The 26,302-nt window shown below is 72.4% G+C and carries 26 protein-coding genes and 1 pseudogene; 12 read left to right on the forward strand and 15 right to left on the reverse strand.

Annotated elements, in window-relative coordinates; genetic code table 11:
• The first annotated feature begins 2 nt into the window (after positions 1 to 2).
• Both FBY23_RS20930 and FBY23_RS20935 read left to right on the forward strand, forming a co-directional pair.
• The gene (locus FBY23_RS20930) at positions 3 to 977 is read left to right on the forward strand and encodes a DUF2332 domain-containing protein (RefSeq protein WP_141799904.1); all 975 of its coding nucleotides are present in this window, start codon (positions 3 to 5) and stop codon (positions 975 to 977) included.
• Between the two features lie 80 nt (positions 978 to 1,057).
• The gene (locus FBY23_RS20935; protein ID WP_141799905.1) at positions 1,058 to 1,633 is read left to right on the forward strand and encodes a Uma2 family endonuclease; all 576 of its coding nucleotides are present in this window, start codon (positions 1,058 to 1,060) and stop codon (positions 1,631 to 1,633) included.
• Here FBY23_RS20935 and FBY23_RS20940 read toward each other — a convergent pair whose 3' ends face one another.
• Both FBY23_RS20940 and FBY23_RS20945 read right to left on the reverse strand, forming a co-directional pair.
• Positions 1,634 to 2,449, reverse strand: a complete 816-nt coding sequence (locus tag FBY23_RS20940) for an ABC transporter permease (protein ID WP_141799906.1) — start codon at positions 2,447 to 2,449, stop codon at positions 1,634 to 1,636.
• On the reverse strand, positions 2,446 to 3,477 hold the full coding sequence (locus FBY23_RS20945; protein WP_260806115.1) for an ABC transporter ATP-binding protein: 1,032 nt from the start codon (positions 3,475 to 3,477) through the stop codon (positions 2,446 to 2,448). The genes FBY23_RS20940 and FBY23_RS20945 overlap by 4 nt, the downstream gene beginning before the upstream one ends.
• A gap of 62 nt (positions 3,478 to 3,539) precedes the next feature.
• Here FBY23_RS20945 and FBY23_RS20950 point away from each other — a divergent pair, with 62 nt between their 5' ends.
• From FBY23_RS20950 to FBY23_RS20960, 3 genes are all read left to right on the forward strand, one after another.
• Complete coding sequence (locus FBY23_RS20950; RefSeq protein ID WP_222117895.1) at positions 3,540 to 4,481, forward strand: YafY family protein; 942 nt, start codon at positions 3,540 to 3,542, stop codon at positions 4,479 to 4,481.
• Between the two features lie 10 nt (positions 4,482 to 4,491).
• The gene (locus tag FBY23_RS20955) at positions 4,492 to 5,058 is read left to right on the forward strand and encodes a TetR/AcrR family transcriptional regulator (protein WP_141799907.1); all 567 of its coding nucleotides are present in this window, start codon (positions 4,492 to 4,494) and stop codon (positions 5,056 to 5,058) included.
• Positions 5,059 to 5,177: 119 nt separating this feature from the next.
• Positions 5,178 to 6,608, forward strand: a complete 1,431-nt coding sequence (locus FBY23_RS20960) for a hypothetical protein (RefSeq protein WP_141799908.1) — start codon at positions 5,178 to 5,180, stop codon at positions 6,606 to 6,608.
• Between the two features lie 32 nt (positions 6,609 to 6,640).
• Here FBY23_RS20960 and FBY23_RS20965 read toward each other — a convergent pair whose 3' ends face one another.
• From FBY23_RS20965 to FBY23_RS20990, 6 genes are read right to left on the reverse strand one after another with little or no spacing between them, the layout of a single operon-like run.
• A complete protein-coding gene (locus FBY23_RS20965; RefSeq protein WP_141799909.1) occupies positions 6,641 to 8,041 on the reverse strand; it encodes an HtaA domain-containing protein in 1,401 nt (466 codons plus the stop codon).
• A gap of 47 nt (positions 8,042 to 8,088) precedes the next feature.
• The gene (locus FBY23_RS20970; RefSeq protein ID WP_141799910.1) at positions 8,089 to 9,318 is read right to left on the reverse strand and encodes a hypothetical protein; all 1,230 of its coding nucleotides are present in this window, start codon (positions 9,316 to 9,318) and stop codon (positions 8,089 to 8,091) included.
• A complete protein-coding gene (locus tag FBY23_RS20975) occupies positions 9,311 to 10,402 on the reverse strand; it encodes a hypothetical protein (RefSeq protein ID WP_141799911.1) in 1,092 nt (363 codons plus the stop codon). The genes FBY23_RS20970 and FBY23_RS20975 overlap by 8 nt, the downstream gene beginning before the upstream one ends.
• Positions 10,396 to 11,172: a heme ABC transporter ATP-binding protein gene (locus FBY23_RS20980; protein WP_141799912.1), complete on the reverse strand. Its 777-nt coding sequence runs from the start codon at positions 11,170 to 11,172 to the stop codon at positions 10,396 to 10,398. The genes FBY23_RS20975 and FBY23_RS20980 overlap by 7 nt, the downstream gene beginning before the upstream one ends.
• Positions 11,169 to 12,194 (reverse strand): iron ABC transporter permease, encoded by a 1,026-nt coding sequence (locus FBY23_RS20985; RefSeq protein WP_260806116.1) that lies wholly within the window; start codon positions 12,192 to 12,194, stop codon positions 11,169 to 11,171. The genes FBY23_RS20980 and FBY23_RS20985 overlap by 4 nt, the downstream gene beginning before the upstream one ends.
• Complete coding sequence (locus FBY23_RS20990; RefSeq protein WP_141799913.1) at positions 12,191 to 13,303, reverse strand: hemin ABC transporter substrate-binding protein; 1,113 nt, start codon at positions 13,301 to 13,303, stop codon at positions 12,191 to 12,193. Before FBY23_RS20990 ends, FBY23_RS20985 begins: the two co-directional genes overlap by 4 nt.
• Before the next feature lie 145 nt (positions 13,304 to 13,448).
• Between FBY23_RS20990 and FBY23_RS20995 the strand changes: the two genes are divergently transcribed.
• Positions 13,449 to 14,114 (forward strand): heme oxygenase (biliverdin-producing), encoded by a 666-nt coding sequence (locus tag FBY23_RS20995; protein ID WP_141799914.1) that lies wholly within the window; start codon positions 13,449 to 13,451, stop codon positions 14,112 to 14,114.
• Here FBY23_RS20995 and FBY23_RS21000 read toward each other — a convergent pair.
• Genes FBY23_RS21000 through FBY23_RS21010 form a run of 3 tightly spaced genes read right to left on the reverse strand, consistent with a single transcriptional unit; the run spans position 14,099 to position 16,979 of the window.
• Positions 14,099 to 15,031: an alpha/beta fold hydrolase gene (locus FBY23_RS21000; RefSeq protein ID WP_141799915.1), complete on the reverse strand. Its 933-nt coding sequence runs from the start codon at positions 15,029 to 15,031 to the stop codon at positions 14,099 to 14,101. The two genes, FBY23_RS20995 and FBY23_RS21000, sit on opposite strands and share 16 nt — an antisense overlap.
• Entirely contained in the window at positions 15,028 to 15,657 is a 630-nt protein-coding gene (locus FBY23_RS21005; protein WP_141799916.1) for a TetR/AcrR family transcriptional regulator, read from the reverse strand. Before FBY23_RS21005 ends, FBY23_RS21000 begins: the two co-directional genes overlap by 4 nt.
• On the reverse strand, positions 15,654 to 16,979 hold the full coding sequence (locus FBY23_RS21010) for an NAD(P)/FAD-dependent oxidoreductase (RefSeq protein ID WP_141799917.1): 1,326 nt from the start codon (positions 16,977 to 16,979) through the stop codon (positions 15,654 to 15,656). Before FBY23_RS21010 ends, FBY23_RS21005 begins: the two co-directional genes overlap by 4 nt.
• Before the next feature lie 98 nt (positions 16,980 to 17,077).
• Here FBY23_RS21010 and FBY23_RS21015 point away from each other — a divergent pair, with 98 nt between their 5' ends.
• Genes FBY23_RS21015 through FBY23_RS21025 form a run of 3 tightly spaced genes read left to right on the forward strand, consistent with a single transcriptional unit; the run spans position 17,078 to position 19,241 of the window.
• Positions 17,078 to 17,806, forward strand: a complete 729-nt coding sequence (locus FBY23_RS21015; protein ID WP_141799918.1) for an SDR family NAD(P)-dependent oxidoreductase — start codon at positions 17,078 to 17,080, stop codon at positions 17,804 to 17,806.
• Positions 17,803 to 18,606, forward strand: coding sequence for an SDR family oxidoreductase (locus FBY23_RS21020; RefSeq protein ID WP_141799919.1), 804 nt, complete (start codon positions 17,803 to 17,805; stop codon positions 18,604 to 18,606). The genes FBY23_RS21015 and FBY23_RS21020 overlap by 4 nt, the downstream gene beginning before the upstream one ends.
• A 53-nt stretch (positions 18,607 to 18,659) precedes the next feature.
• A complete protein-coding gene (locus FBY23_RS21025) occupies positions 18,660 to 19,241 on the forward strand; it encodes a VanZ family protein (protein ID WP_141799920.1) in 582 nt (193 codons plus the stop codon).
• A gap of 36 nt (positions 19,242 to 19,277) precedes the next feature.
• On the opposite strand, the pseudogene FBY23_RS21030 reads toward FBY23_RS21025, so the two are convergent.
• Positions 19,278 to 19,655: pseudogene (locus FBY23_RS21030) on the reverse strand (SRPBCC family protein); the annotation flags it as partial.
• A gap of 50 nt (positions 19,656 to 19,705) precedes the next feature.
• On the opposite strand from FBY23_RS21030, the gene FBY23_RS21035 reads away from it, so the two are divergent.
• Together FBY23_RS21035 and FBY23_RS21040 are read left to right on the forward strand one after the other, a co-directional pair.
• Positions 19,706 to 20,095 carry a MerR family transcriptional regulator gene (locus FBY23_RS21035; protein WP_141799921.1) on the forward strand — a complete coding sequence of 130 codons (390 nt, stop codon included), beginning with the start codon at positions 19,706 to 19,708 and terminating at the stop codon, positions 20,093 to 20,095.
• 34 nt (positions 20,096 to 20,129) lie between these two features.
• Positions 20,130 to 21,119, forward strand: coding sequence for an aldo/keto reductase (locus tag FBY23_RS21040; RefSeq protein ID WP_141799922.1), 990 nt, complete (start codon positions 20,130 to 20,132; stop codon positions 21,117 to 21,119).
• Positions 21,120 to 21,135: 16 nt separating this feature from the next.
• Here FBY23_RS21040 and FBY23_RS21045 read toward each other — a convergent pair whose 3' ends face one another.
• Complete coding sequence (locus tag FBY23_RS21045) at positions 21,136 to 23,400, reverse strand: FdhF/YdeP family oxidoreductase (RefSeq protein ID WP_141799923.1); 2,265 nt, start codon at positions 23,398 to 23,400, stop codon at positions 21,136 to 21,138.
• Between the two features lie 51 nt (positions 23,401 to 23,451).
• Between FBY23_RS21045 and FBY23_RS21050 the strand changes: the two genes are divergently transcribed.
• The gene (locus FBY23_RS21050; RefSeq protein WP_260806117.1) at positions 23,452 to 25,122 is read left to right on the forward strand and encodes a phospho-sugar mutase; all 1,671 of its coding nucleotides are present in this window, start codon (positions 23,452 to 23,454) and stop codon (positions 25,120 to 25,122) included.
• Positions 25,123 to 25,134: 12 nt separating this feature from the next.
• Here the strand turns inward: FBY23_RS21050 and FBY23_RS21055 are convergent, their stop codons facing one another.
• Both FBY23_RS21055 and FBY23_RS21060 read right to left on the reverse strand, forming a co-directional pair.
• A complete protein-coding gene (locus tag FBY23_RS21055; RefSeq protein ID WP_141799925.1) occupies positions 25,135 to 25,692 on the reverse strand; it encodes an FKBP-type peptidyl-prolyl cis-trans isomerase in 558 nt (185 codons plus the stop codon).
• Between the two features lie 30 nt (positions 25,693 to 25,722).
• The gene (locus FBY23_RS21060) at positions 25,723 to 26,295 is read right to left on the reverse strand and encodes a hypothetical protein (protein WP_141799926.1); all 573 of its coding nucleotides are present in this window, start codon (positions 26,293 to 26,295) and stop codon (positions 25,723 to 25,725) included.
• Positions 26,296 to 26,302 lie beyond the last annotated feature (7 nt).

Consider the following 26,302-nt stretch of genomic DNA (forward strand, 5'->3'; position numbering starts at 1 on the left):
CCGTGGAGCCGTACGCCGAGGTCGAGGAGTCCTACCGCGCCTTCGCCGCCGAGGCGACGGACTCACCTACCTTCGCTGCGTGGGCGGCCGCGGTCGCCGACGATGCGGAGGTCGTCTCCTGGATCCGGACCCTGCCGGCGGTGAAGCAGCAGCCCAACCTGGTGTTCGCCGCCGCCCGGCACCACGGCGTGCCCGCGCCGGGGCCCTACGCCGGCCTGCGGGCCGCGCTGCTCGAGGACACCGGTCCGCTCCGCGCCACCATCCTGGCCCGGGCGACGCAGACCAACGAGGTCGGCCGGCTGGCGACGCTGGTGCCCGCGTTCGGCTCCTTCGCCGGACCGCTGGCGCTGCTCGAGGTGGGCGCGTCCGCGGGGCTGTGCCTGTACCCGGACCGCTGGGGCTACAGCTGGTCGACGGACGACGGTCCCGTGCTGCTGGGCGAGGAACCGCGGCTGCCCTGCCGGGTGAAGGGAGCCGCTCCCCTGCCGACCGTGCTGCCCGAGATTGCCTGGCGCGGCGGCATCGACCTCCACCCGCTCGACGTCAGCGACCACGACGACATGGCCTGGCTGGAGACCCTGGTCTGGCCCGAGCAGGACGAGCGGCGGGCGCGGCTGGAGCGGGCGATCCAGGTCGCCCGGACCGACCCACCGAGGGTGGTCGCGGGTGACCTGGTGGAGGAGCTGCCGGAGATGGTGGAGCGCGCGTCGGCGTACGGCACGGTCGTGGTGTTCCACAGCGCCGTCATCGTCTACCTGCCGCCACCGCGCCGACTCGAGTTCGACGCGCTGATGCGCGACCTCGTCGGCTCCGGCGCGTGCCACTGGGTGAGCAACGAGGGCAAGCAGGTGCTGCCCTCCGTGACCGCCACCGGCCCGCCGATCCCGGACGAGCACCCCACGTTCGTGCTCGGGGTCGACGGGCGGATGGTCGCGCAGACACACGGTCACGGGCGAGGGCTGCGCTGGACGGCGTGACCCTGTGGATGACCGGCCCGGTTTGTCGTAGGTCTCCTGCACGCTGGTCGGCATGGAGACAAGGAGGCACCATGGGAGCCATGACCATCGTCCGGCCGCCGACCACGAAGCTCGGCGACGTGATCGTGCGCGAGGGGCCGATCACGGTCGCGGAGCGCGACGCGATCCCCGACAACGGCTACCGGCATGAGCTGCTTGACGGGGTCCTGCTGATGTCCCCGTCCCCGCGCCCGCGACACCAGGTCATCGTCGGTGAGCTGTTCGTCCTGCTCCGAGCAGCGGCGCCTCGAGACCTGAAGGTGTTCGGCGCACCGATCGACGTGCGCCTGGGTGACCGGTCGGTGCTCGAGCCCGACGTGCTGGTGACCCGGCGCTCCGACCTCACCGAGTCCGGCATCCACGTGCCGCCTCTCCTCGCGGTCGAGGTGCACTCCCCGTCGACGAAGGCCTACGACCTCGGCCCCAAGATGGAGATCCTCGCGGCTGCGGGCTGCCCGAGCTACTGGACCATCGACCCGAAGGAGCCCGAGCTGACCGTGTGGTCGCTGCGCGACGGCAGGTACGCCGAGACGGCCCGCGTGGCCGCCCAGGAGACCTGGACGGCCAGCGAGCCGTTCGCGGTGACGATCACACCGGTCGACCTGCTCGACCTCTGATCAGCTCGCGCGGTTCATCCGCCGGACGCCGACCCACAGCCCGAACGCGGCGACGACCAGCGACGCGGCGAACCCGGCGAGGACGGTGTCTGCGGGGAACGACCCGGCGAACAGGGCTCGCTCCGCGTCGACGATGTAGCTGAGCGGGTTGAGGTCGGAGGCGGTGCGCAGCCAAGCGGGGGCGCCGTCGAGCGGGAGCAGGACGCCGGCAAGCAGCAGGAGCGGGAAGATCACGGTCTGCTGGACGGTCCAGAACACCCAGGCCTGCTCCTTCGCGGCGACCGCGAGGGCGAGGCTGAGGGCGCCGAGCCCCACGCTGAACGGGACCAGGACGAGCACGCCGACGACGACACCGCCGAGGTGCAGGTCGAAGCTGAACGGCGTCACGACCGCGACGATGATCAGCGTCTGCAGCAGGAGCGGGACCATCTCGCGCAGCGCCTTGCCGATGAGCAGCGACGAGCGGCGCACGGGCGAGACGAGGAGCCGCTCGAAGGAGCCGCTGATGATCTCCTCCGAGAGGTTGGCGCCGGTGAAGGAGGCGCTCATCAGGGCCGTCATCGACACGATGCCCGGGACGAACCACTGCAGCGCAGACCCGGTGGGGGTGTCGGGCAGCAGCGGCGCGAACAGGCCGAGGAAGACCAGCGGCTGCACCATCGCGAACAGCACCGACGCCGGCTGGCGCAGCACCGGCTGCAGCTCGCGGACCAGCACGTTGACGATGTCGGCGAGGATCCCGACCGGGCGCGACTCGACGCGGGTACGACGGACGGCCGGTGCCGGCGCGACCGTGGGGGCGAGGTCGATGCTCATGCTGCTGCTCCTTCGGTGGAGGTGGAGGTGGAGGTCGAGGTGGTCTGGGAGGTCTCGCGCAGGCTGCGCCCGGTGAGGTCGAGGAAGACGTCGTCGAGGGTCGGGCCGACCACCTCGATCCGGGCGACCGGGGTGCCGGCGGCGGCGAGGTCGGCGACCAGGCCGGGAGCGGCGTCGCGGCCGAAGGCGGCGCGGACCGCGACGTGGCTGCCGGTGACGGTGACCTGGGCGCCGTCGATCCGGTCGGCGCGGGTGGCCGCGGCACGGGCGTCGTCGGCGGTGGCGAAGTCCATGGCGACCAGGTCGCCGAGGGCGGACTTGAGGGCGGCGGCGCGGTCGTCGGCGATGACCTGGCCGTGGTCGATGACGATCACGCGACCGGCGAGGGCGTCGGCCTCCTCGAGGTAGTGCGTAGTGAGCACGATCGTGGTGCCGAGCTCGGTGTTGAGCCGGCGGACCTGCTCCTGCAGGTTGACCCGGTTCTGCGGGTCGAGGCCGGTCGACGGCTCGTCGAGGAACAGGATCGGCGGCTCCTGGACCAGGCCGATCGCGACGTCGAGGCGACGCCGCTGGCCGCCGGAGAGCTGGGCGACCGGGCGGTCGGCGTGCTCGGTGAGGTCGAACGCCTCGAGCAGCTCCTCGGTCCGGATCCGCGCGTCGCGCCGCGACAGACCGTGCGCGCGGGCCTGGCACATGATCTCGTCGCGGCCGCGGTACTGGTGGCCGGCGGCATTGCCCTGGCCGACGTACCCGATCGATCGGCGTACGGCGGCGCGGTCGCGGACCACGTCGTGCCCCGCGACCGTGGCGGTCCCCGAGGTCGGCGCGATCAGCGTCGTGAGCATCCGCAGGGTGGTGGACTTGCCGGCGCCGTTGGGGCCGAGGAAGGCGACCAGCTCGCCGGCCGCCACCTCCAGGTCGAGCCCGCGGACGGCCTCGATCGTCTGCTTGTTGCGCGTGAAGTGGCGGGTGAGTCCGGCGGTGCGGATCACCGGCCCGCTGGCCTGATGGGTCGTGTTCTTCTCCATGACCACCACGCTAGGGAGCATTCCGGTCAGGTTCCGTCCTGATTACTGACTATCTTGGAAACATGTCCACCTCAGCCCGGATGCTGCGCCTCCTCTCCCTGCTGCAGACCCACCGGTTCTGGTCCGGCGGCGACCTCGCCGAGCGCCTCGAGGTCAGCGACCGGACCCTGCGCCGCGACGTCGAGCGGCTGCGCGACCTGGGGTACGACGTCGACGCGGTCCGCGGGGCGGCCGGCGGCTACCAGCTGCGTGCCGGCGGGGCGATGGCCCCGCTGCTGCTCGACGACGACGAGGCGGTCGCCGTCGCGGTCGGGCTGCGGGCTGCGGCCAACGGCGGCGTCCCGGGGTTCGAGGACACCACCCTGCAGGCATTGACCAAGGTGATCGCGCTGATGCCGCCGCGGCTGCGCCGCCGGATGGGCGCGCTGCAGACCCAGACCGAGGGCCTGCCGTGGTCGGGCGGCCCGCCGCTCGACCCGACGGTGCTGACGACGCTGGCCCAGGCCTGCCGCGACGACGAGGTGGTCACCTTCGCCTACACCGCGTACGACGGCACGAGCACCACCCGCCGCGTCGAGCCTCACCGGCTGGTCAACCTCGGCCGCCGCTGGTACCTGGTCGCCCACGACCGCGAGCGACAGGACTGGCGCTCGTTCCGCGTCGACCGGCTGGCCGATGTACCGGCGACGACCGGACAGCGGTTCCGCCCTCGCGAGATCCCCGGCGGCGACGCGGCGCAGTACGTCAGCCGCGGCCTGCGCAACCGGCCGCAGCGCCACCACGTGCGGATCGTCGTCCAGGCGCCGGCCGCCGAGGTCGACGCGGTGATGGGGCGCTGGGGCGAGGTCGAGCCGCTGGGCGCGGCCACCTGCCGGATGACGATGAACACCGACACCCTGGACTGGCCGGTGCTCGTGCTGGCCAACCTCGACCACGACTTCGAGGTCGAGGAGCCGGCCGAGCTCAACGCGCTGATCACGCGGCTGGCAGCACGGGTCCACTAGTCTTCCGGGCGTGCCTCGCATCCTCGGAGAGTCGCTGAGCGACCACCGCGAGCTGGTCCAGCGCCGCGTGTTCGACGCCTTCGCGGAGCTGATGGGCGAGGGCAGCTTCGACGCCGTCACGATGGCGGCGATCGCCGAGCGCGCGGGGATCGGGCGGACCTCGATCTACCACCACTTCCACGACAAGGAAGCCGTGCTGGTCGCCTTCGCGACCCACGAGACCGACGCCTACACGACCGACCTGCGATCCGCGCTCGACGCCGTCGCGGAGCCGGCCGACCAGCTGCGGACCTACGTCCGCCACCACCTCGCCGCGGGCGAGAAGTTCCACATGGGCCTGGGCCCGTCGCTGTACGGCGTCCTGTCCCCCGCCGCCCGGCTCGAGATACGCGAGCACGTCGTCGCGGTCGAGGACGTGCTGCGCGCCATCCTGGAGCGCGGCCGGGCCGACGGCACCTTCAGGTACGACGACGCCGACGCCACACTCTCCCTGGTCCACGCGTGCCTCAGCCCCCGGCACCTGCCGTCCGCCGCGATCGAGTCGTTCGTGCTGCGGGCGGTGGGGGTCGAGGCTTGAGTACCTGGTCATTCGCCGCCCGCGGGCTGCGGTCCACGCGGGGTCGAAAACCCCTAGAAACAAGGAGAAACTCCTCGCAGACCATAGGATTCGAACATATGTGCGAGTAGAATGGGTGCATGATCTCGGACCTCTCGGATGGCACGCTGGAGCGGCTGCTCCACGCGGCCGAGGACGGCGTCCGGGATCGGCGGAAGGCCGAGGTCCGACAGCTCGAGCTGCTGCTCGCGTGGGCCGACCTCCACTCCGGTGATCCGCAGGCCGAGCCCGGCGCGGTCCCGGTCCGGTTCGGTGGTCCGCGGCTCATCTCGCTGGGTGGGGACGGGACCCCGGAGGTCGCCGACCTCGCACTGGTGGAGATGGCGATCGCCCGTCACGAGCACGTGCTCTCGACCCGCGGCGCCCTGGCCGACGCGTTCGACCTGCGCCACCGCCTCCCGCAGACCTGGGCCGGCGTCCGTGAGGGACACTGCGAGGCGTGGGTGGTGCGTCGGGTCGCACGGATGTCCCGCACCCTCGACCGCCACCAGATCAGGATCGTGGATGAGGCCGTCGCTGCCGCGTTGGATCAGGCACCCAGCCGGATCCTCGCCATCGCGGAGGCCAAGGTGATCGAGGCCGACCCGGTCGCTCACCAGGCCCGGATCGACAAGAACCAGGCCCAGAAGGGTGTCTGGTACCCCAAGCCCCGCCCGGGCTCCCAGGTCGACCACACCGACAACGCCGACAACACGGCCGGCGTGGGGACGGTGTTCGCCCGGCTCGACGAAGCCGACGCCCTGGCCCACCAGGAGGCGGTCGAGGACCTCGCTGCCGCTCTGGCCGAGCACGCCGACGTGCCCGAGGGTGCCGAGCCACTGTCGATGGATCACTGGCGGGCCGAGGCGTTCGCGATGCTCGCCGACCCCGCTGCCGTGCTCGCGTTCCTGAACGGCATCAACGACACCTCGGAGGTCGAGGAGGTTGCGCAGCAACCGTCACGACACCCCCGCAACCCGACCGCCGAACTCATCGTCCACATCTCCCTCACCGACACCGGCGCCCTCGGTCCCCTCGCCCGCGTCGAGGGCCTCGGACCTCGGCTCCTCACCCAGGTGAGCGACCTCCTGGGTCGCCACACGACCATCACCGTGCAGCCCGTCATCGACCTGCACACCGGCCGCTCGGTCAACGGCTACGAGCACCCCACCGACGTCAAGCACCGCACCCAGCTGAGGACCGTCGGAGACGTGTTCCCCCACGCCACCGGCCTCTTCAACAGAAACGGCCGGCCACCCGACCACGACCACACCATCGCCTACGACAAGCACGGACCACCCGGCCAGACCGGCGACCACAACGACACCCCACTCACCCGACACCACCACCGAGCCAAGACCCACGTGCCCGGATACACGGTGATGCAGCTCGGACCCGACAGATGGATCTGGGGCACGCCCCACGGCCTCTACCGCCTCGTCACCGGCGGCGGCACCCGACCCATCACCCAGGCCGAGTACCAGGTGCACGCCCACCAGGCCGTCACGCTCGCCTGCGACCTCGCCGCCTGACAGTACGGCGGCGAGGTCGCAGGTGCGCGTCGCTACTTCTTGACCTTGACCTTCACGGTCGTGGTGGCCGAGGCCCGGTGCACCGGGTCACCGAGATAGGTGACCTTGAGGGTGCGCTTGCCCTTGGCGGACTTCGGCAGCCTCACCGTCACGGTGCCGTCGGCGCCCAGGGCGAGGGTCCGGACGAGCTTGACCTTCTTGCCCTTGAGCTTGCCGCCCTTGTAGACGACCGAGACCTGGCCGGTGGCGGCGTACTTGCCGCCGGGGACGGCGACGATGACCGTTCCCTTCTTCTTGCTGGTCGGCTTCTTGGTGACCGTGGCGGTGGCGGTGGTCGCGACCGGGTAGCCCAGCTTGGTCCAGTCGATGCTCACCGGGGTCTCGGTGTCGAGGTGCCTGCTGGCGTGCGCGTGTGCCTGCCAGGTGTAGACGGCGTACTTCTGGCGCGGGTCGAGCCTGTCCGCGGCGGCACTCAGGCTCACCGCGAAGGACCCCTCGGCCAGTGCCGCCGTCGGCAGGTACGTCGCAGCGGCGAACTTGGCCATGCCCTCGGCTGCGGAGCTCGCGGTCGGCATGCCGCCGGCCGGGGCGAGCCCGACATAGACCCCGGCGCCACCGCTGATGTCCGAGTTGACGAAGTTCTCGCCGCTCACCGCGATCTCGACGCCGGCCGCGGTGGTGACGGGCGACGCCGTGACGGCCGGAGCGTCGGCGATCGGGGCGCTGGCCGTGAAGGAGGCGGCGACCTTCTTCGGCTGGTTGTCGGCGCTCGCATAGAAGTGGGCGCGGACGCCCGGCGTGAGCTGGCCGAGGAAGGACGGCGCGAAGGAGCCGCCGCCGACCGGCTTGCCGGCGCCGATACCGAGCTCGGTCGCCGGTGCGCTGTCTGCCGGCAGCACACCGGCCCAGTCCGGGGTGTCGCTCAGGGTGGCCACGCCCTCGGCCTGGGTCCAGTCGGAGGCCTCGGCGTCGAAGGTCGTCACGACCACACGCGTAGGCGCGGTGGACGCCTCCTCGCTGCCCATCCCTGCCGCGTTCCAGGCCGACACGATCGCCGAGATCGAGCCGTTGCCAGCGGCGTCGACCGACACGACCGGGTCGGCCACGGTGACCTTGTAGTAGGTCGTCGTCGCCATGACGAAGGCGCCCTCGACGGACCCGTCGTACGCGACGCTCGCGACACCGGTGGCGGCGTCGTAGCTTCCCTCGCCTCCGGGGAAGGTGATCACGCCGTCGGTGTCCTCGCTGGCACCGCCGCCGAGGACATGGGTGGAGAGGTGGTCGTCGAACTGCTGCGAGATCTCCCACTGCAGGCTCAACGGAGCCGGGGTCGCCGAAGCGGGTGCCCCCGGGACGAGGGCGAGGCCGGCAGCGGCGACGCCGACGGCCGTGAGCGCGGCGAAGGAGCGGCGCCGGGTCGGTCGGATGGACATGGGTGTTCCCTTCTGTGGTGGTCCCGAGACGGACAGGCAGGCGGCTGCTAGCGCAGGCCGCGCACGGGCGGAGGTACGACGAGGGCGGCCGCCGCGACGAGCAGCAGCGCGCCGCCGCCCCACCAGGGCCAGGAGCGGGCCGCGGGTGCGGCCGGCGCCGGGGTGCTCGTCGACACGGGGCGCAGGTCGGTGGCAGGGCGCGCGAGCAGCGGCTGCTCGGGTGACGGCGCCGCGACGGCCGGCGGCGGCACGACGACGGGGGCGGCAGGTGCTGCCGCGGGGGGCTCGGCAGCGGCCGCGGTCGTGGCGGGCGGCGGGGGCGCGCTGTTGTGGATCTCCGGCGGCGTGCTGGTCGCGACCGTCGGGGTCGGTACGACGACCCGGCCGGCGTCGAACGCGACGGTGAGCGGGGCGGCGACCTTGTTGGGATCGGCGCTGCCGCCGCTGGAGTACCAGAACGCGGCCGTCCCGAGCGGCTCCATGAACGCGACCCACGACTGCGGGAACGCGCCCCAGTCCTGGCCGGACCGCACCTGCGCGCCGGTGGCGAGGTCGACGGTCACACCGCGGTACGCCGGGTCGGCGGTGAACCCGTCGGCGCCGAGCGTCACCTGCGGCAGGGTCGCGATCGTGACCTGCGCGGCCGGAACTGCCACCCACCGGGTCGGATCGGCCTGGTCGGAACCGAAGCCGCTCAGGGTCGCGGTGACCGTGCCGCGGCCCTCGGCCACCTCGAGCACCGGGTCGCTGAGGTAGAAGAACGAGAACCCCGAGTAGAAGACGACCGTCGCGCTCCCCTGCCACGCGATCCGCGCGGTGCCGGCGGTCCGGTCGAGGGTGCCGGTGCCCTTCCCGAAGACGAGCTGGTGGTTGCTCGAGCCGCCGATCCGCAGCGCGGCGCCGGTGCTGTCGGTGCGCAGCCCGGCCCAGGTGGCGTCCTTCCACGCGCCTGCGGCGGCATCCCACTTCTCGATCTCGACGTCGCCCGAGCGCTGCTGCCACTGGGCCTCCGGCACCTGCTGGCCGCCCCGACCGGGGTCGGGGATCCGGCCGGCGACGAGGAAGTTGTAGGTGCCGGGGTTGTACGCCGCCGTGTTCGACTCGGTGTTGACGCCCCAGCGGAGCACAGCGTCGGTGAGGGTCTCGGTCGTCGGTTCGGTGGTCGGCGGGTCGGTCGGCTCGTCCGCCCGGGCGGGCGTGACGGCGAGGGTGGCGAGCACGACCAGCCAGGCGACCAGCCCGGCGGCGGCGAGCACGGCGGCGAGCGGCCTACGCACCGGAGACACCTCTGCGGCGGGCGAGGACCAGGCGGGCGAGGGCGCCGGCGAGCACGACCCCGGCGGCGACGAAGAACCCGATCCCCCAGCGGTCGGTGGCGCGCCCGTGGTCGGCCGGTGCGACGGCCGCGACCACCGGCTCGTCGCCGGCCGCGATCGCGAACCGGACGACGGGCGGCTGGTCGCCGTCGAGCCCGTACAGGCGCAGCTCGTGGGTGCCGCCGGACGCGGCGACCGGGAGGGTGAGGACGCCGGTCACCTGGCCCTGGGCACCGACGAGGAAGGGCCCGGCTGCGGCGAGACCGTCGTCGAGGACGGCCGAGACCTGGGCGCCCGGTGTCAGGCCGCGGGCGGTGAACGACAGGGCCCGGCCGGCGACAGCGGAGGGCCGGTCCACGCTCAGCACCGGTGCGGCCGCTGCCTGCGGAGCAGCCGGAGCGTCAGCTACGACGACCTCGGGGGCCGCCGCCTCCTCGGCATCGGGAGCCCCGGCAGCGGGAGCCCCGGCCGGGTCAGGTGCCTTGCCGCCGTACAGGTCCTTGACCGTGACCGGCGTGAAGGTCTCGTTGGCGGCATTCGTGACGCCGTGCGCGCCGACGGTGATGATGCCGCAGCGGACCTTGCGGCAGTCGACGGTGCGGGTGCCGCCGTCGCGGTCGACGGCCTGGAAGGTCGCGCCGGGCACGGTGATCGTGGTGGACCAGCGGCCGGCCGCGGAGACGGTGCCGCCGTTGGCGGAGGCGGCGGTGTCGGAGCCGGGGAAGGCGACGTACTTCTGGTGGCCGGCGTTGGCCTGGCTCTCGCTGTCGGGGACGTAGAAGTAGTCCTCGCCCGTGACGCCGCCCTTGCTGGGCCGCCAGTTCCCGGACACGGTGCCGAAGAAGACGTAGATGCCGCCGTGACCGCCGCGGACCGACTGGAAGCCGGTGCCGCCGACCTCCAGGGTGGTGGCGTACGTCGGGTCGACCACCGCGCCGCCGCGGTCGCTGCTGATCGAGACCCGGGCCTGCGCGTGGGCTGCGGGGACGGGCGCCACCAGCGAGGCGAGCACGCCGAGCAGCACGAGCACGGTCCGGGTCAGCATCGCGCCTCCTGCGCAGCTCGAACGGGTACGACGACCGGTGTGCCGTCGTGGTCGAGCACCCGCACCGGGTGCTGGTAGACCTCGCCGAGCAGGTCCTCGGTGAGCACCTCGCGCGGCGCGCCGACCGCCCGTACCCGGCCCTCGGCGAGGATGCAGATCCGGTCGGCGTACGCGGCCGCCAGGGACAGGTCGTGCAGCACCACGACCACGGCACAGCCCTCGGCCGCAACGAACCGGGCGACCCCGAGGACCGCCTCCTGGTGGCGGATGTCGAGGGCCGCGGTGGGCTCGTCGAGCAGCAGCACCGGCGTCTCCTGGGCGAGGGCTCGGGCGAAGGAGGTGCGCGCCTGCTCCCCGCCGGACAGGGTCGGGAAGGTGCGCTCGGCGAGACGTTCGACGTCGGTGCGCACCATCGCCGCGGCCACGACCTCCTCGTCGGCCACCGACCGTGGGGTGCGGTGCCACGGCGAGCGGCCCATGGCGACGACGTCGTGGACCCGGAAGCCGAAGGCCAGGCCCTGCTGCTGGAGCTGGACCGCGCGCTGCTGCGCGGCCTCGCGGGCGGCGTACGACGCCAGCGGCCGCCCCGCGAGGTGGACTGCTCCCGTTCCGGGCCGGACGTCGCCGGCCAGGACGCCGAGGAGGGTGGACTTGCCGGCGCCGTTGGGGCCGACGAGTGCGACCAGCTCGCCCGGCCGGACGGTGAGGTCGACGCCGTCGAGGACGACCTTGTCGCCGAGGGTGACGTGGATGCCGCGGGCCTCGATCATGCCCAGCCTCCTGCGGTGCGACGGGACCGGCGGATCAGCCAGAAGAAGAAGGGGCCGCCGACGAGGGAGGTGAGCATGCCGATGGGGAGGTCGGCGTTGTCGACGGCGGTGCGCGCCCACAGGTCGGCGAAGGTCAGCAGCACCGCGCCACCCAGCGCGCTGGCGGGGACGAGGAGCAGGTGCCCGGGACCGGCGATCATCCGCACCAGGTGGGGCACGACCAGTCCGACGAACGCGATGATGCCGCAGAAGGAGACGGCGGCGGCGGTGAGCAGCGCGACGACCACGATGGCCGCGAGCCGCAGCCGCTCCACGTCGACGCCGACGTGGAACGCGGCCCGGTCGCCGAGAGCGAGCAGGTCGAGGCGGCGCGCGAGGACGAGCGCGGCGGCGATGCCGACGGCGGCGAGCGGGGCGACCACGGCGACCGCGGCCCAGCGGGTGCCGTTGAGGCTGCCGAGGGTCCAGAACACGATCTCCTCGCGGGCCTGCTGGTCGCCGAGGAACATCAGGAACGCCAGGGCAGCGCTGGTCATCGCGTTGAGCGCGATGCCGGTGAGGACGAGGGTGACGACCTCGGTGCGGCCGCCGTCGCGGGAGAGCAGGTAGACGAGCAGGGTGGCCGCGAGGCCACCGAGGAAGGCGGCCGCGGCGATCGTCCACGAGCCGAGCACCGCGACGTCGAGGACGATCACGCAGCCTGCGGCGACCGCAGCGCCCGAGGACACGCCGACCACGGCAGGCTCGGCGAGCGGGTTGCCGAAGATGCCCTGCATCACCGCACCGGCGGTCGCGAGCGCGGCGCCCACCAGTGCGGCGAGCACGACCCGCGGGAAGCGCACGTCCCACAGGGTGTCCTCGGCGCGCGGGTGCGTCGGCAGTGGCCCGAGGTCGAGCCCGATCCGGTGCAGTACCGAGCCGAGCACCTCCAGCGGCGGCACGTGCATCTGGCCCTGCCCGGCGCCGACGACGAGCGCGACGAGGAGCAGGCCGGTCAGCCCGCCCAGCAGGCCCACCTTCACGAGACGGCCTCGGGGGCGTAGACGGCGACAGCGAGGGCGTTGAGGACGTCAGCGGTCTGCGGTCCGAAGCCGAGGATCTGCGAGTCCTCCATGTCGACGAACCGCTCGTGCTCGCCGGCCGGCGTGTTCGCCAGTGCGGGCAGCCGCTCGAGCAGGCCGGCGACGCCGTCGACCGAGTCGAGGCCGCCGCTCATCATCAGCACCAGGTCGGGCTGGGCGGCGACGATCGCCTCGTCGGTGACCGGCTTCATGCCGTCCCAGCCGATCTCCTCGGCGACGTCGTAGAGCCCGAGCGCGTCGATCAGGCCGTCGGCGCCGGACTCCTCGCCGAAGAGGTAGTAGACGCCGGACTGACCGCGGACGTAGAGGAACAGGGTGCGCAGCCAGTCGGTCTCCGCCTTCGGCGCGACGGCGGCGATCGCCGTACGCACGTCGTCGACCTCGGCGGCGGTGCGCTCGACGAGGGCCGCGCCCGCCTCCGGTACGCCGAGCGCCGTGGCGACCTGCGTGGTCAGCTCGGCGACGTTGTCGAGGCCGCGGTGGCTGTCGACCACGACGACGGGGATGCCGGCGTCGCGCATCTGCAGGATCACGTTCCACGGCCCGAGCGAGGTGTCGGTGAGGATGACCGTGGAGTCCAGCTCGAGGATCGCCTCGGCCGCCAGGTCGTGGCCGTTCTGCGTCACCAGCGGCAGGCCGGCGGCCTCGTCGAACTGCGTGGAGATGTCGCGCCCGACGACGCGGTCGCCGAGCCCCAGCTCGAAGACCGTGCGGGCCAGGGTGCCGTAGACGTCGAGGGCCAGCACCCGGCTGGCGTCCTTCACCGTCACCGACGTGTCCTGCGCATCGGTCACCGTCACCGGCAGCGCGGGCTCCGGCGTCGCGACCGGGTCGACCGTGCCGTCGGCGACGACCGCGCTGGTCGCACCGGTCCAGTCCCGCGCGTCGGCGAGCGGCGTGACGTCCGCGAGCCGCGGGGCCGCCGTACCGCGGTCCGCTCCCCCGCTGCGCTCCGACGCAGCGGGCGAGGAGAGCCCGCAGCCCGCGAGGAGGAGCGTGGCGGACGCGGCGGCCAGCAGGCGCCGCGGCGATCGGACGGGGTGGGACATCACGGCGGGTGCTCACTCTCGGATCAAGATGTTAGGTCAACCTTATTTAGGCTAGGCTAATCTTGATTGAGACGTCTTGACAAGTTGTCAGAATCTTGTCGACAATCTGTCGAGAACTTCACTCGATCCCCAAGGAGCACCCCCCATGACCCCGACCGAGACCGGCCTCGTCCCGCTGTCGACGGCCATGCGCGAGGGCTCGCGCGCCGAGCACGAGGCGGCCGAGGGCTCGACGTTCATGGCCGAGCTGCTCGACGGCCGGCTCACCGCGCAGGCGTACGCCGACCTGCTGCTCCGGCTGCGCCGTGTGTACGCCGCGCTCGAGGAGGTCGTCGCCGAGCACCGGGCAGACCCGATCGTCGCCGCGGTCCACGACCCCGCGCTCGAGCGGCTCGCCGCGATCGACGCCGACCTCGCCCACTGGGCTCCGGGCATCGACCCCGCCAGCGTCGACTCCCCCGCCGCGACGGCGTACGTCGACCGGATTCGCGCCGGCGCCGCCTGGGGCGGCCTCCTCGTCGCGCACCACTACACGCGCTACCTCGGCGACCTCTCCGGCGGCCAGGTGATCGGCCGCGTGCTGCAGCGCACCTTCGACCTGCCCGAGGGCGCGGGCGTGCGCTTCTACGACTTCGCGCAGATCGCGAGGCCGAAGCCCTACAAGGACGACTACCGCGCTCGGCTCGACGCGCTCGACCTCACCCCCGGCGAGGTCGAGCGGGTCGTCGACGAGGTGCGGGCCGTGTTCAGCCTCAACCAGGCGGTGTTCGAGGAGCTCGGCGGGCAGATCGAGCGCTACCGGGCGGCCTGACCGACCGCCTCGGCCGGGGCGACGCTCCCGACGTGGCGCCGCAGGAAGTGGAGGGCGTGCTCGACGGCGGGCTCGTGGAACGGCTTGCCTGCGAACAGGTCGAAGTGGTCGCCCGGGTAGTGGCGGACCTCGGCCCTGCCCGCGAAGGCTGCCTTCATCGCGGCGTGCAGCGGAGCGCTGCGGTCGAAGTCGGCGACCTGGACCAGCCAGGGGATGTCGGCGAGCGCCGCCGCGGCCTTCGCCGGCGCGCGGGTGCCGAGCTCCATCACGACGTCGGCGGCGATCTCGTTGCGCCAGGTGGGGCCGGCGATCGCGAGGTAGTCCTCGTAGGCGCCGGACAGGGTCAGCGCACCGGTCTCGCCGGGCTGCGCCACGACCGGGATCATCGCGGGGCCGCGACCCGCCCTGCGTCGTACGGCGCTCGCGAGGCCGCGCCCGGTCGAGGCGAGCAGCTGTCCGGCGCTGTGATGCCGGGTGGCCAGCCGCGCGGCGGCGAGGCCGTCGACCATCGGGACCACCGAGACGACCGCGGTGATGTCGGTGCGCTCGGCGGCGACGGACACGACGTGCCCACCCCCGAGCGAGACGCCCCAGAGCACGACCCGGGTCGCGTCGACACCGGGGAGCTGCTTCGCGGCGTCGACGGCGGCGTGCAGGTCGGCGACCTGCCCGGCGAGCGAGACGACCTGGCGCGGCTCGCCCTCGGCGGCGTCGGAGGCGCCGAATCCGCGGTAGTCGAAGGTGACCGCGTGCAGACCGGCCGCGGCGAAGGCCTCGGCGAACGGGAACATGCCGGCGTCCTGGGTGCCGGCGAGGCCGTGCGCGAGGACGACGACCGGGGCGCCGTCCTCCCCGGCGACGTGGGTGGCGGCGCAGCGCACGCCGCCGGAGGTGAGGTCGAAGGTCGTGCCGGTCATGCGGGGCTCCCGTAGATGCTCTGGATCCAGATGTGGGTGATCGCGTCGATGTGGCCCTCGCGATCAGGACCGACACCCAGCGCGTGCCGCTCGACAGCGTGGTCGTTGAGGTCGAGGAGGACGGCGGCGAGGACGTGGGCGTCGACGCCCTGCGGCGCGTGCCCGTGAGCCCGCTCTCGCTCGATCATCTCGGCGGTCATCTCGGCAAACTCGGCGCGTCCCGCCTCCCACAGCTCGCGCACGGCCGGGCTGGTGGCGCGGGCCTCGAGGAGCGCCCGGTAGGTGTGCGGCGTCTTGTCGACCGAGTCGAAGAGGGTCGCGACGACCGTGCGGATCCGGGCCCGCGGGTCGCCCTCGGCCTTGACCAGCAGGTCGGTGGCGTCCGACGCGTCGTCGTACAGCTCCGCCATCAGGGCCAGGACGGCGGTCGCCTTGCTCTCGAAGTAGAAGTAGAAGGCCGAGCGGGTGACGCCCGCGCGCCGCGAGATCTCGGCGACGTTGATCTCCTCGAGCGTCTGCTCACGGAGCAGGTCGTCGAGCGCGGCCAGCAGCGCGGCGCGGCGCTGGTCGCCGCGGTTGACGCTGCGACGGTCGACCATGCGCGCCCAGAGGCGCTCGTCGTTCATCGCGCCACCGCCGCCGCGCGCGCCCGGCCGGCGGGGATCTCCCTCGTCCGAAGGTCGTGCTCGTAGACGAAGTAGTCGAGCTGCTGGGTGTGCCGGGCGCTCGGGACCATGTGACCGGTGTACTTCTGCGTGTCCTCGTCGATCACCCGCTCCATCTCGGCGATCGACGGCGTCGCATAGCGACCGACCAGCCAGGCTGCCACCATCCGGGTCTGGCACTCGACGAACGGGAACAGCGTCGGCGTCGACTGGGCGAAGCCGATGAAGGCGAGGTCGTCGATGCCGGGCTTGAAGACCCGCTTGTAGAGCCGGATCTCGTTGTCGGGGGCGCTGATGAGCTCGGGATCGAAGAACGGGAAGGTGATGTTGTAGCCCGTCGCGTAGATGATCACGTCGAAGTCCGCGCTCGTGCCGTCCTCGAAGTGGACGGTCTGGCCGTCGAGCCGGGCGACGTTGCCCCTGGGGGTGACGTCGCCGGACTTCAGTCGCAGCGGCAGCTCGCCGGACTGGGTGGGGTGGGCCTCGAAGAACTTGTGGTTGGGCGTGGGCAGGCCGTAGAGCGTCGGGTCGGAAGCGGTGAATCGCTGGCCCCACTGCGCCACCTTGCGCTGCCAGCTCAACGGCAGGTGCGGGTTGGTGCGGTAGTTCATGTCGGCGGCCTTGCCGTAGAGCAGCTTGGGCACGATCCACGCGCTGCTCCGGGTCGACAGGGTGACCTGGTTGCGCATCGCCTTCTGCGACAGCTCCACGGTGATGTCCGCCGCGCTGTTGCCGATCCCGACCACGAGGATCCGCTTGTCCATCAGGTGCAACGGCGTCCACGGGTCGACGTAGGCGTGTGAGTGGATCGTCTCGCCGGTGAACTCGCCGGGGAACTCGGCGAAGCGGGGGTCCCAGTGGTGGCCGTTCGCCACCACGAGCACGTCGAAGTCGCGGGTCCGGCCCGCCTGGTCGGTGATGTCCCAGCCGCCTTCGGTCCGGCGCTCGGCGCTGACCACGCCGTTCTCGAACTCGATGCGCCGGCGGATGTCGAAGGCGTCGGCGTAGGCGTCGAGGTAGTCCTTGATCTGGGTGTGGTGCGGGAAGTCCGGGTACTCGTCGGGCATCGGGAAGTCCCTGAAGGACAGCTGGTGCTTCGAGGTGTCGATGTGCAGCGACCGGTAGGCGCTGCTGTGGCCGTTGGGGTTGCCGAACGCCCAGTTGCCGCCGACCCGGTCCGAGGCCTCGAAGGTCGTGAACTCCAGGCCGTAGTCGGCCAGCATCTTGCTCATCGTGAGGCCGCTGATGCCGGCTCCGATGACAGCGACGGTGGGTCGGGACATGCCGACTCCCTCCTTGACAGATCAGCGTGACGGGCGTCACGTTAGGCCTGCTATTTGACACGTGTCAACAGATTCAGACGAACGTCAGGAGAACGCAGATGCAGGTATCGGTCGTCGTCGGCGGCGCATCCGGGATCGGGGCGGCCACCGCCCAGGTGTTGCGCGCGGCCGGACACGAGGTCGTGGTCGCGGACCTGCCCGGTACGGCGGCCGACGCGTTCGTCGACGTCACGGACGAGACCTCCGTCGAGGCCCTCTTCGACCTGGTCGTCGCCGAGCACGGCGCTCCCCACGGCGTGGTCAACTGCGCCGGCGTGAGCACGCTGTCGCGCGTCGTCGACCACGATGCGACCGAGTGGCGCCGGGTCGTCGACGTCTGCCTCAACGGCGCCTTCCTGGTCCTCAAGCACGCCGGGCGCCGGGTCGCGGACGGCGGCTCCCTGGTCTCGCTCTCCTCGCTCAACGCCCGCCAGCCCGGGACCGGCCTGGCGGCGTACTGCGCCGCGAAGGCGGGCCTGGTCGCCCTCACCGAGGTGGCCGCGCTCGAGCTCGGCGCGCGCGGCGTACGCGTCAACGCGGTCGCGCCCGGCCTGGTCGTCACCCCGCTGACCGCGCCTGCGATGGACATCCCCGGCGTGCGCGAGGACTACCTCGAGAACACCGCCCTCGGCCGCTCCGGCGAGCCGGTGGAGATCGCCGCCGCCATCCGGTTCCTGCTCTCCGACGAGTCGACGTGGATCACCGGCGAGACCCTCGACATCAACGGCGGCGCGCACCTGCGCCGCTACCCGGACCTCGTCGCCCTGGTCGAGAAGGCGTTCGCGTGAGGACGGCTGTCGTCACCGGCGGTGGCTCCGGCATCGGCGCCGCGCTGGTGCGGGCGCTGGTCGCCGACGGTGCGTACGTCGTGTGCGCCGACCTGGACCTCGACGCGGCCTCGGCCGTGGCCTCCTCCGCATCGGGGCCCGGGACCGCGGTGGCGCGGCAGGTCGACGTCACCTCGTCCGCGGCGGTCGAGGAGGCAGTGGCGGCCGTGGTCACCGAGCACGGCCGGATCGACCTGATGTTCAACAACGCCGGGATCACCTGGCTCGGCGCGACCGAGTCGCTGAGCCTGGCGCAGTGGAACGCGATCATCGACGTCAACATCCGCGGTGTGGTGCACGGCGTGCACGCGGCGTACTCGCGGATGATCGCCCAGGGTGGAGGTCACATCGTCAACACCGCCTCGATGGGCGGACTGATGGCGGCGGGGTTGATGACGTCGTACGTCACCACCAAGCACGCCGTGGTCGGGCTCTCCCTCGCGCTGCGCACCGAGGGCGCCGCGCACGACGTCGGCGTGACCGTCGTGTGCCCGGCCGCCGTCGACACCCCGATCCTCGACAAGGGCGAGATCGGGCCGTTCCGGGGCCGCGACTTCTACCTCGAGGGGCAGGGTGTCAAGCGGCCCGTCGACCCGGCCGTGCTGGCCCGCCGGGTCCTCGCCGCCGTCGCGGCGAACGAGGCGATCGTGATCGAGCCCCGCCAGGCAAGGATCGCGTGGCGGGTCGGGCGGCTCGCGCCGATGTTCGTCAACCGGATGGCGACGAGGTTCATCGCGAAGCAGCGCGCACAGGCCTCCTGAACCAGCGCCGCCGGCTGGGGCGCGGCAGGGTCGGGCGGCTAACGTCTTGGCCCATGGTCACGTTCGGGGGGACCGGTGTCATGCTGCTCGGCATCGGCGTCGCGGGAGTGCTCTGCGCCCTCCTCGGCCTCGCCCTCGCCCGCCCCCTCGGCTGGGTCTCCGCGATCGCGACCGCGGGCTTCCTGTGGTCCGTCGCGGTGATCGCGCTGGTCACCCTGGTCCCCACCTCCCCCGACACCGGCTTCGTCCCCGCCGAGACCCGGATGACGACCTGCTCGTGGGACATCGGCGGTCCCGCACCCGACGGCTTCTGGATCTTCCAGTCCGGGCAGCGCACCCTCAACACCGTGCTCTTCGTGCCCGCCGGCGCCCTGCTCGTGCTGGCGGTCGCCCGATGGCGCAGCGGCTGGCTGCTCGCCCCCGCCGGGCTCCTCGGCCTGGCCGCGTACTCCGCCCTCATCGAGAAGACCCAGCTGGAGCTGGCCCGCATCGACCGGGCCTGCGACGTCACCGACATCATCGACAACGCCACCGGTGCGGTGTTCGGCGCGGTGATCGGGCTGGTGGCCGTGGTGGTGCTGCGACCCTGGCGGCACCGGCAGGCGAAGGTGCGCCGGCGCTCGGCGTATCGCTGAGGGAAGTCCCTCTCGGCACCCCGCCATCATCCGCCGGTGGTTCCACTCCAGCAGCCACCGGCCGCCGTACGACGCCAGCGCGAGCAGCCCGCCGACCGTGACCTCCTGGGCGAAGTCCAGCCGGGTCCGGCCGCCCTCCGCGGTGAGCGTGAACCGGGCGAACCCGTCGAGGTCGCCCCCGATCGCCACCTCCACCACCGGCGGCGTGCGGGAGACGGCGTCGAGGACCAGGTCGAGCGTGTAGGGCAGGGCGGAGCGGCAACGCACCCACGCGGTGTCCGGGCCGAGCTTGGCGACTGCGCGGACCTGCGGCCACCAGCGCGGGTAGCGCTCGAGATCGACCAGGGCCGCCGCCACGTCGTCCACCGGCGCGGCGACGAGCCAGGAGTCGGTGAAAGTGAAGGAGCGGCGCACGGGTCCATCATGTCGGGCGCGGACACCCGGACCTGAGCGACACTGGGACCATGCCGAGCACCGGACCCACCATCGCCGAGGCCGCCGAGCTCCTGGGCCTGACCGCGGACACCCTGCGCTACTACGAGAAGGACGGGCTGCTGCTGCGACCGGTGCCCCGCGACAACAGCGGCCACCGGCGCTACGACGAGCCGGACCTGCGCTGGATCGAGCTGGTGACCAGGCTGCGTTCGACGGGGATGCCGATCCGTGACGTGCGGCGCTACGCCGACCTCGTGCGGGCGGGCGACGGCAACGAGGAGGAGCGACTGGCGCTGCTGCAGGCCCACCGCGACGAGGTACGCCGCCAGCTCGCCGAGGTCACCGCGCACCTGGGCGCCATCGACCTCAAGATCGCGCTCTACGAGGGGCGGCTCGTCCAGCTCGAGCGCAGCGCTTGACCTGGAGCGCGCTCCAAGGGGTTCGATGGTCGACATGACGAACTCGACCCGCACCCTCGGTACGACGTCCCCGCTGACCGTCTCGTCCCTCGGCCTCGGCTGCATGGGCATGTCGGAGTTCTACGGAGCCCCCGACGAGGCGGCCGGCATCGCGACCATCCACCGCGCCCTCGACCTGGGGATCACGTTCCTCGACACCGCCGACATGTACGGCCCCTTCACCAACGAGCAGCTCGTGGGCAAGGCGATCGCCGGCCGGCGCGACGAGGTGCAGCTCGCGACGAAGTTCGGCAACGAGCGGGCGCCCGACGGCACCCGGCTCCGGATCAACGGGACGCCCGACTACGTCCGAGCCGCCTGCGACGCCAGCCTGCAGCGCCTGGGCGTCGACCACATCGACCTCTACTACCAGCACCGTGTCGACCCGACGGTCCCGATCGAGGACACGGTCGGGGCGATGAAGGAGCTCGTCGAGGCGGGCAAGGTCCGCCACCTCGGACTGTCGGAGGCCTCCCCCGAGACCATCCGGCGCGCGCACGCGGTGCACCCGGTCACCGCGCTGCAGACGGAGTACTCGCTGTTCACGCGCGACCTCGAGGACGCGATCCTGCCGACGCTGCGTGAGCTCGGGATCGGCCTGGTCCCCTACTCCCCGCTGGGCCGCGGCATCCTGACCGGCGCGATCACCGGCACCCCGGCCGACGGCGACAGCCGCGCGACGGCGTACTTCCCGCGCTTCCAGGGCGAGAACCTCGCCACCAACCTCGTCCTGGTCGACAAGGTCCGCGAGCTGGCGACCGAGCACGGCTGCACCCCCGGCCAGCTCGCACTCGCGTGGGTGCTGGTCCAGGGCGAGGACGTGGTGCCGATCCCGGGCACCAAGCGAGTCGCCTACCTCGAGGAGAACGCCGGTGCGCTCGACGTCGTGCTCACCGCCGACGACCTCGCGGCCGTGGACGCGGCGGTGCCGCGCGACGCCGTCGCCGGTGACAGGTACGGCGACATGAGCACAATCGACGCCTGAGCCCGGCCGCCGCGACTCAGCGAGCAGGCGTGATCCGCACCTTCACGTTCTTCATCAGCGGTTGGTCGCTCTGCTCGCTGTAGTCGGCGGCACCGATCAGCACGTTCATCTCCGGCATGTAGCCGGCCGCGCTCCCCCGCGGCAGGTCGTACCTGAGCGCCGTGTAGCCGCGCAGCTCGCGGGTCGTGCCGTCCTTGCAGGTGGCGACGATGTCGACCTGGCCCCCCTGCTCGATGCCTCGCGCCCTCATGTCGTCCTTGTGCAGGAAGACCAGCGTGCGCAGGTTCTTCACGCCGCGGTAGCGGTCGTCGTCGGAGTAGATGGTGGTGTTCCACTGGTCGTGGGAGCGCATCGTCTGCAGCACCAGCACGTCGGCGTCGGCCGGGATCACGTCGGGCAGCGGCGCGGAGGAGAACTCCGCCCGCCCCGACGGGGTCCCGAACACCAGCTCCCGAGCGGGCTGCTTGAGCCGAAACCCGAGCGGGAGCCGGACCCGGCGGTTGAAGTCCTCGAACCCGATCAGCGCCTTGGCCATGGTGTCGCGGATCCGGTCGTAGTCGTCGACGTACCAGTCCCACGGCGTCGCACTGTCGGGCAGCGTCGCGCGCGCCATCCCGGCGATGATCGCCGGCTCCGAGAGGAGGTGCGGCGATGCGGGCCTCCGCTTGCCGCGGGACAGGTGGACCATGCTCATCGAGTCCTCGACCGAGGTCTCCATCAGCCCGTGCTTCTGCTCGTCCTTCTCGGTGCGGCCCAGGCACGGCAGGATCAGCGCCTTGCGGCCGTGGACCAGATGGCTGCGGTTGAGCTTGGTGCTGACCTGCACCGTCAGCTCGCAGTTGCGCAGCCCCTCGGCGGTGTACGGCGTGTCCGGGGCCGCCAGCACGAAGTTGCCACCCATCCCGACGAACACCTTGATGGTGCCGTCGTGCATGCCGGCGATGGTCGAGACCGTGTCGCGGCCGTGCTCGCGCGGCGCCTCGATCCCGCACGCCGCATCGAGACGGTCGAGGAAGTCGGCGGACGGGCGGTGGTCGATGCCGCAGGTGCGGTTGCCCTGGACGTTGCTGTGCCCGCGCACCGGCGACGGGCCGGCGCCCTCGCGGCCGAGGTTGCCGCGCAGCAGCAGCACGTTGACGATCTCGCGGATCGCGTCAGGCCCGTGCTCGTGCTGGGTGACGCCCAGGCACCAGCTGATCAGGGTCCGGTCGGCCTCCGAGTAGATCCGGGCGGCCTTGCGGATCTCCTTCTCCTTCAGCCCCGACTGCTCCACGAGCGTGGACCACGGCGTCGCCTCGACCAGGTCCCGGTAGTCCTCGAAGCCGTGCGTGTAGCGCTCGATGAACTCGACGTCGAGCGCCCTCGGGTCGCTGCGGAACTCCTCGAGCAGCGCCTTCGCCATCCCCCGCATCAGCGCCATGTCGCCACCGGGGCGAACCTGCAGGTTGAGCGTGCCAGTGCGAGTGGCCTTCATCAGCGCCATGTCGACCATCTCGTGCGGGATGATCGCCTTGCGCGACGCGGCCTCGATGAGCGGGTTCACGTGCACTATCTGGGCGCCGCGGTCGAAGGCCTCGGTCAGCGCGGTCAGCATCCGAGGCGCGTTGGACGCCGCGTTGACGCCCATGATGAACAGCGCGTCCGCCGTCTCCCAGTCCTTGAGGTCCGCGGTGCCCTTGCCGGTGCCGAGCGAGGCCTGCAGCGCCCGCCCGGACGCCTCGTGGCACATGTTCGAGCAGTCGGGCAGGTTGTTGGTGCCGTACTCGCGTGCCATGAGCTGGTAGAGGAAGGTGGCCTCGTTGCCGAGCCGGCCCGAGGTGTAGAAGGAGGCCTGGTCCGGGTCGTCGAGCGCGCGCAGCTCGGCGCCGACGAGCGCGAACGCGTCGGACCAGCTGATCGGGACGTACTTGTCGGACGCGGCGTCGTACACCATCGGCTCGGTCAGCCGGCCCTGGTCCTCGAGCTCGAACTCCGACCAGCCCTCCAGCTCGGTCACCGTGTGGGCGGCGAAGAACTCGCGGTCCACCCGCTTCGAGGTCATCTCCCACACGACGTGCTTGATGCCGTTCTCGCAGATGTCGAGCTTGAGGCCCTTGAGGTCGTCGGGCCACGCACAGCCCGGGCAGTCGAAGCCGTCGTTCTCGTGGTTCATCCGGAACATCGCGGCACTGCCGCGCCCGAACGCGTGCTCCTTCGCGAGCACCTTGTTGACCGAGATCGCGGCCCCCCAGCCGGCTGCCGGATGGTGGTAGTCCTTCTGCGACCAGCTTTGATCCGCCATGCAGCGAACCTAACCCCGCGCCGCCGTCTGCGACAGGGCTACGGTGGGCCGGTGACCACGCCTGACACCGACGTCCTGCTCACCCGGGCCCAGTCCTGGCTCGCCGAGGACCCCGACGTCCAGACCCGCGACGAGCTGGTCCGGGTGATCGCGGCCGTCGAGGCCGGCGACGCCGCCGCCCGCGCCGATCTCGCCGACCGCTTCCGCGGCACCCTCGAGTTCGGTACCGCGGGCCTGCGCGGCGCACTCGGCGCCGGCCCCAACCGGATGAACCGGGTCGTCGTGCTGCGCGCGGCGGCCGGCCTGGCGGCGTACCTCCTCGACACCGGCACCGCCCCGGGCACCCCCGTCGTGATCGGGTACGACGCCCGCCACAACTCCGACGTCTTCGCCCACGACACCGCCGAGGTGATGGCCGGCGCCGGCCTCAAGCCGCTGCTGCTCCCCCGGCCGCTGCCGACCCCCTTGCTGGCCTTCGCGATCCGCGAGCTCGGCTGCGCGGCCGGCGTGATGGTGACCGCGAGCCACAACCCGCCGCAGGACAACGGCTACAAGGTCTATCTCGGCGACGGCAGCCAGATCGTGCCGCCGGCCGACACCGAGATCGCAGCGCGGATCGCGGCCGTCGGCAACCTGGAGTCGGTCGCGCGGGTCCCGCTGGGCACGACCGGCGGCCGGGTGCTCGACGACGGGATCGTCGACGCCTACCTCGACACGGTCGCCGCGATCGCCGCCGACGGGCCGCGCGACCTGACGATCGTCTACACGCCGCTGCACGGCGTCGGCGGCGGCGCGCTGCCGAGCGTGCTGGAGACCGCGGGCTTCGCGGCGCCGCAGGTCGTCGCCGAGCAGGAGGCGCCCGACCCGGACTTCCCGACCGTCGCCTTCCCCAACCCGGAGGAGCCCGGCGCCATCGACCGCGCGGTCGCGCTGGCGGAGCAGACCGGGGCCGACATCGTCATCGCCAACGACCCCGACGCCGACAGGTGCGCGGCCGCCGTACCCGGCCCGGACGGGTGGCGGATGCTGCGCGGCGACGAGGTGGGGGCGCTGCTCGCCGACCACCTGCTGCGGGCCGGCCGCACCGGCGTCTACGCCACCTCGATCGTGTCGTCGTCGCTGCTCGGCACGATGGCGAAGGCCCACGGGCAGCGGTACGCCGAGACGCTCACCGGCTTCAAGTGGATCGGCCGCCTGCCGGAGCTGGTGTTCGGCTACGAGGAGGCGCTGGGCTACTGCGTCGACCCGACCCACGTCTCCGACAAGGACGGCGTGTCCGCGGCCCTGCTGCTGTGCGAGATCGCCGCCGAGGCCAAGGCCGCGGGGCGGAGCCTGCTCGACCTGCTCGACGACATCGCCGTCACCCACGGCCTGCACGCGACCGACCAGCTCTCGGTGCGGGTCACCGACCTCGGCGAGATCGCGACCGCCATGGCTCGCCTGCGCGAGGCACCGCCGGCCACCCTCGGTGGCTCGGCGGTCACCGCCGCCGACGACCTCGCCGCCGGGTCGGCGCAGCTGCCGCCGACCGACGGGCTGCGCTACCGCACCGCGGACGGCAGCCGGGTCGTCGTACGTCCCAGCGGCACCGAGCCCAAGCTCAAGTGCTACCTCGAGGTCGTGGTCCCCGTGGTCGACGGCGACGTCGCCTCGGCCCGGGCCGAGGCGGCGACGCGGCTCACCGCGTTGCGGGCCGACATCGCCGCCGCAGCGGGGATCTGACGGTCAGAGGCGTCAGCTGATCGAGACCGCGTCGACGACGAAGACGAGGGTCTCGTTCGGCGCGACGCCGTTGCCGCCCTGGCCGTAGCCCAGGTCCGGCGGGACGACCAGCAGCCGGCGGGTGCCCTTCTGGACGCCGATCAGGCCCTGGTTCCAGCCGTCGATGACCGGCGCGTTGCCGAGGTTCTCCAGCGGGAAGGTCTCGCCGCGCTCGAAGGAGCTGTCGAGCACCTGCTTGTCGGACCACGTGACCAGGTGGTAGTTCGTCTCGACGGTGTCGCCCGTCTTCGCGGCCGGACCGCTGCCGGTGACCAGGTCCTTGCTCAGCAGGGTGGTCGGGGGCGCGCAGTCGTCGGGGATGGTGATCGTCGGCGTGCTGCCGAAGTCGCCCTCGACCGTGATGTCGTCGGCCGTGCACTCCGCGGTCGGGGTGGTCGGGGCGGACGAGCCGGTCGGGGCGGACGACGAGGTGTCGGCGGCCTTCTCCTCCCCATCGTCGCCACAGGCACTGGTGGCGAGCACGGACAGCGACAGGAGGGCGGCGGCGGCAAGCCGGACACGGGTCTGCATGGGGTGCAGCCTACGAACGGTGCGAAACCGTCAGCCGACGAGGGCCAGGACGACGGTCGCCACCGCGAGCACGCCGACCACCACGATCTCGGGCCACGCCCAGGCGTGGCGCACGTCCGCGACACCCTCGGCCGTCGTACGGCGCTCGCGGGCGGTGGCGACCTTGCGCTCGATCTTGTCCTGGATCAGCCAGGCGGTGGACCGCTTCTCGAGCGGGGTGTCGTGGGAGGCGTGGCGGTCCTTGCGGATGGTCCCGCGGGTGCGGCCGAACCCGCTGCCGACGTACCGCTGCTCGCCGACGCTGACCACGGTCACCTGGGTGATCTCCACGCCGGTGATCTCGGCGAAGGGCACCCAGCGCGAGTGCAGCACGTTGCGCAGCTCGAGCTCGTCGTGGTGCAGCCGCACCGCGGGCCGGACCATGACCAGCCAGATCAGCGCACCGAGCAGCAGGCAGAAGGGGAACGCCCACGGCGCGAAGCCGGCTTCGTCGTCGACCAGTCCGTAGATCAGCACGGCGGCCACCAGGACGAGTCCGGTCACGCCCATGACCAGGCCGCCGGAGCTGTAGCGCTCGACCTTCTCGACACCTTCGTTCTGCACGTCTACA

Source organism: Nocardioides sp. SLBN-35 (assembly GCF_006715725.1).
Lineage (GTDB): Bacteria > Actinomycetota > Actinomycetes > Propionibacteriales > Nocardioidaceae > Nocardioides.

Coding starts and splice junctions, on each gene's coding strand:
- FBY23_RS21000 (WP_141799915.1), bottom strand. CDS start 15,031: ATGACCGGCACGACCTTCGACCTCACCTCCGGCGGCGTGCGCTGCGCC.
- FBY23_RS21035 (WP_141799921.1), top strand. CDS start 19,706: ATGCCGAGCACCGGACCCACCATCGCCGAGGCCGCCGAGCTCCTGGGC.
- FBY23_RS20935 (WP_141799905.1), top strand. CDS start 1,058: ATGACCATCGTCCGGCCGCCGACCACGAAGCTCGGCGACGTGATCGTG.
- FBY23_RS21005 (WP_141799916.1), bottom strand. CDS start 15,657: ATGAACGACGAGCGCCTCTGGGCGCGCATGGTCGACCGTCGCAGCGTC.
- FBY23_RS20965 (WP_141799909.1), bottom strand. CDS start 8,041: ATGTCCATCCGACCGACCCGGCGCCGCTCCTTCGCCGCGCTCACGGCC.
- FBY23_RS20960 (WP_141799908.1), top strand. CDS start 5,178: ATGATCTCGGACCTCTCGGATGGCACGCTGGAGCGGCTGCTCCACGCG.
- FBY23_RS21055 (WP_141799925.1), bottom strand. CDS start 25,692: ATGCAGACCCGTGTCCGGCTTGCCGCCGCCGCCCTCCTGTCGCTGTCC.
- FBY23_RS21025 (WP_141799920.1), top strand. CDS start 18,660: ATGGTCACGTTCGGGGGGACCGGTGTCATGCTGCTCGGCATCGGCGTC.
- FBY23_RS21015 (WP_141799918.1), top strand. CDS start 17,078: ATGCAGGTATCGGTCGTCGTCGGCGGCGCATCCGGGATCGGGGCGGCC.
- FBY23_RS21045 (WP_141799923.1), bottom strand. CDS start 23,400: ATGGCGGATCAAAGCTGGTCGCAGAAGGACTACCACCATCCGGCAGCC.
- FBY23_RS20940 (WP_141799906.1), bottom strand. CDS start 2,449: ATGAGCATCGACCTCGCCCCCACGGTCGCGCCGGCACCGGCCGTCCGT.
- FBY23_RS21040 (WP_141799922.1), top strand. CDS start 20,130: ATGACGAACTCGACCCGCACCCTCGGTACGACGTCCCCGCTGACCGTC.
- FBY23_RS20975 (WP_141799911.1), bottom strand. CDS start 10,402: ATGCTGACCCGGACCGTGCTCGTGCTGCTCGGCGTGCTCGCCTCGCTG.
- FBY23_RS20945 (WP_260806115.1), bottom strand. CDS start 3,477: ATGGAGAAGAACACGACCCATCAGGCCAGCGGGCCGGTGATCCGCACC.
- FBY23_RS20990 (WP_141799913.1), bottom strand. CDS start 13,303: ATGTCCCACCCCGTCCGATCGCCGCGGCGCCTGCTGGCCGCCGCGTCC.
- FBY23_RS21010 (WP_141799917.1), bottom strand. CDS start 16,979: ATGTCCCGACCCACCGTCGCTGTCATCGGAGCCGGCATCAGCGGCCTC.
- FBY23_RS20950 (WP_222117895.1), top strand. CDS start 3,540: ATGTCCACCTCAGCCCGGATGCTGCGCCTCCTCTCCCTGCTGCAGACC.
- FBY23_RS20995 (WP_141799914.1), top strand. CDS start 13,449: ATGACCCCGACCGAGACCGGCCTCGTCCCGCTGTCGACGGCCATGCGC.
- FBY23_RS20980 (WP_141799912.1), bottom strand. CDS start 11,172: ATGATCGAGGCCCGCGGCATCCACGTCACCCTCGGCGACAAGGTCGTC.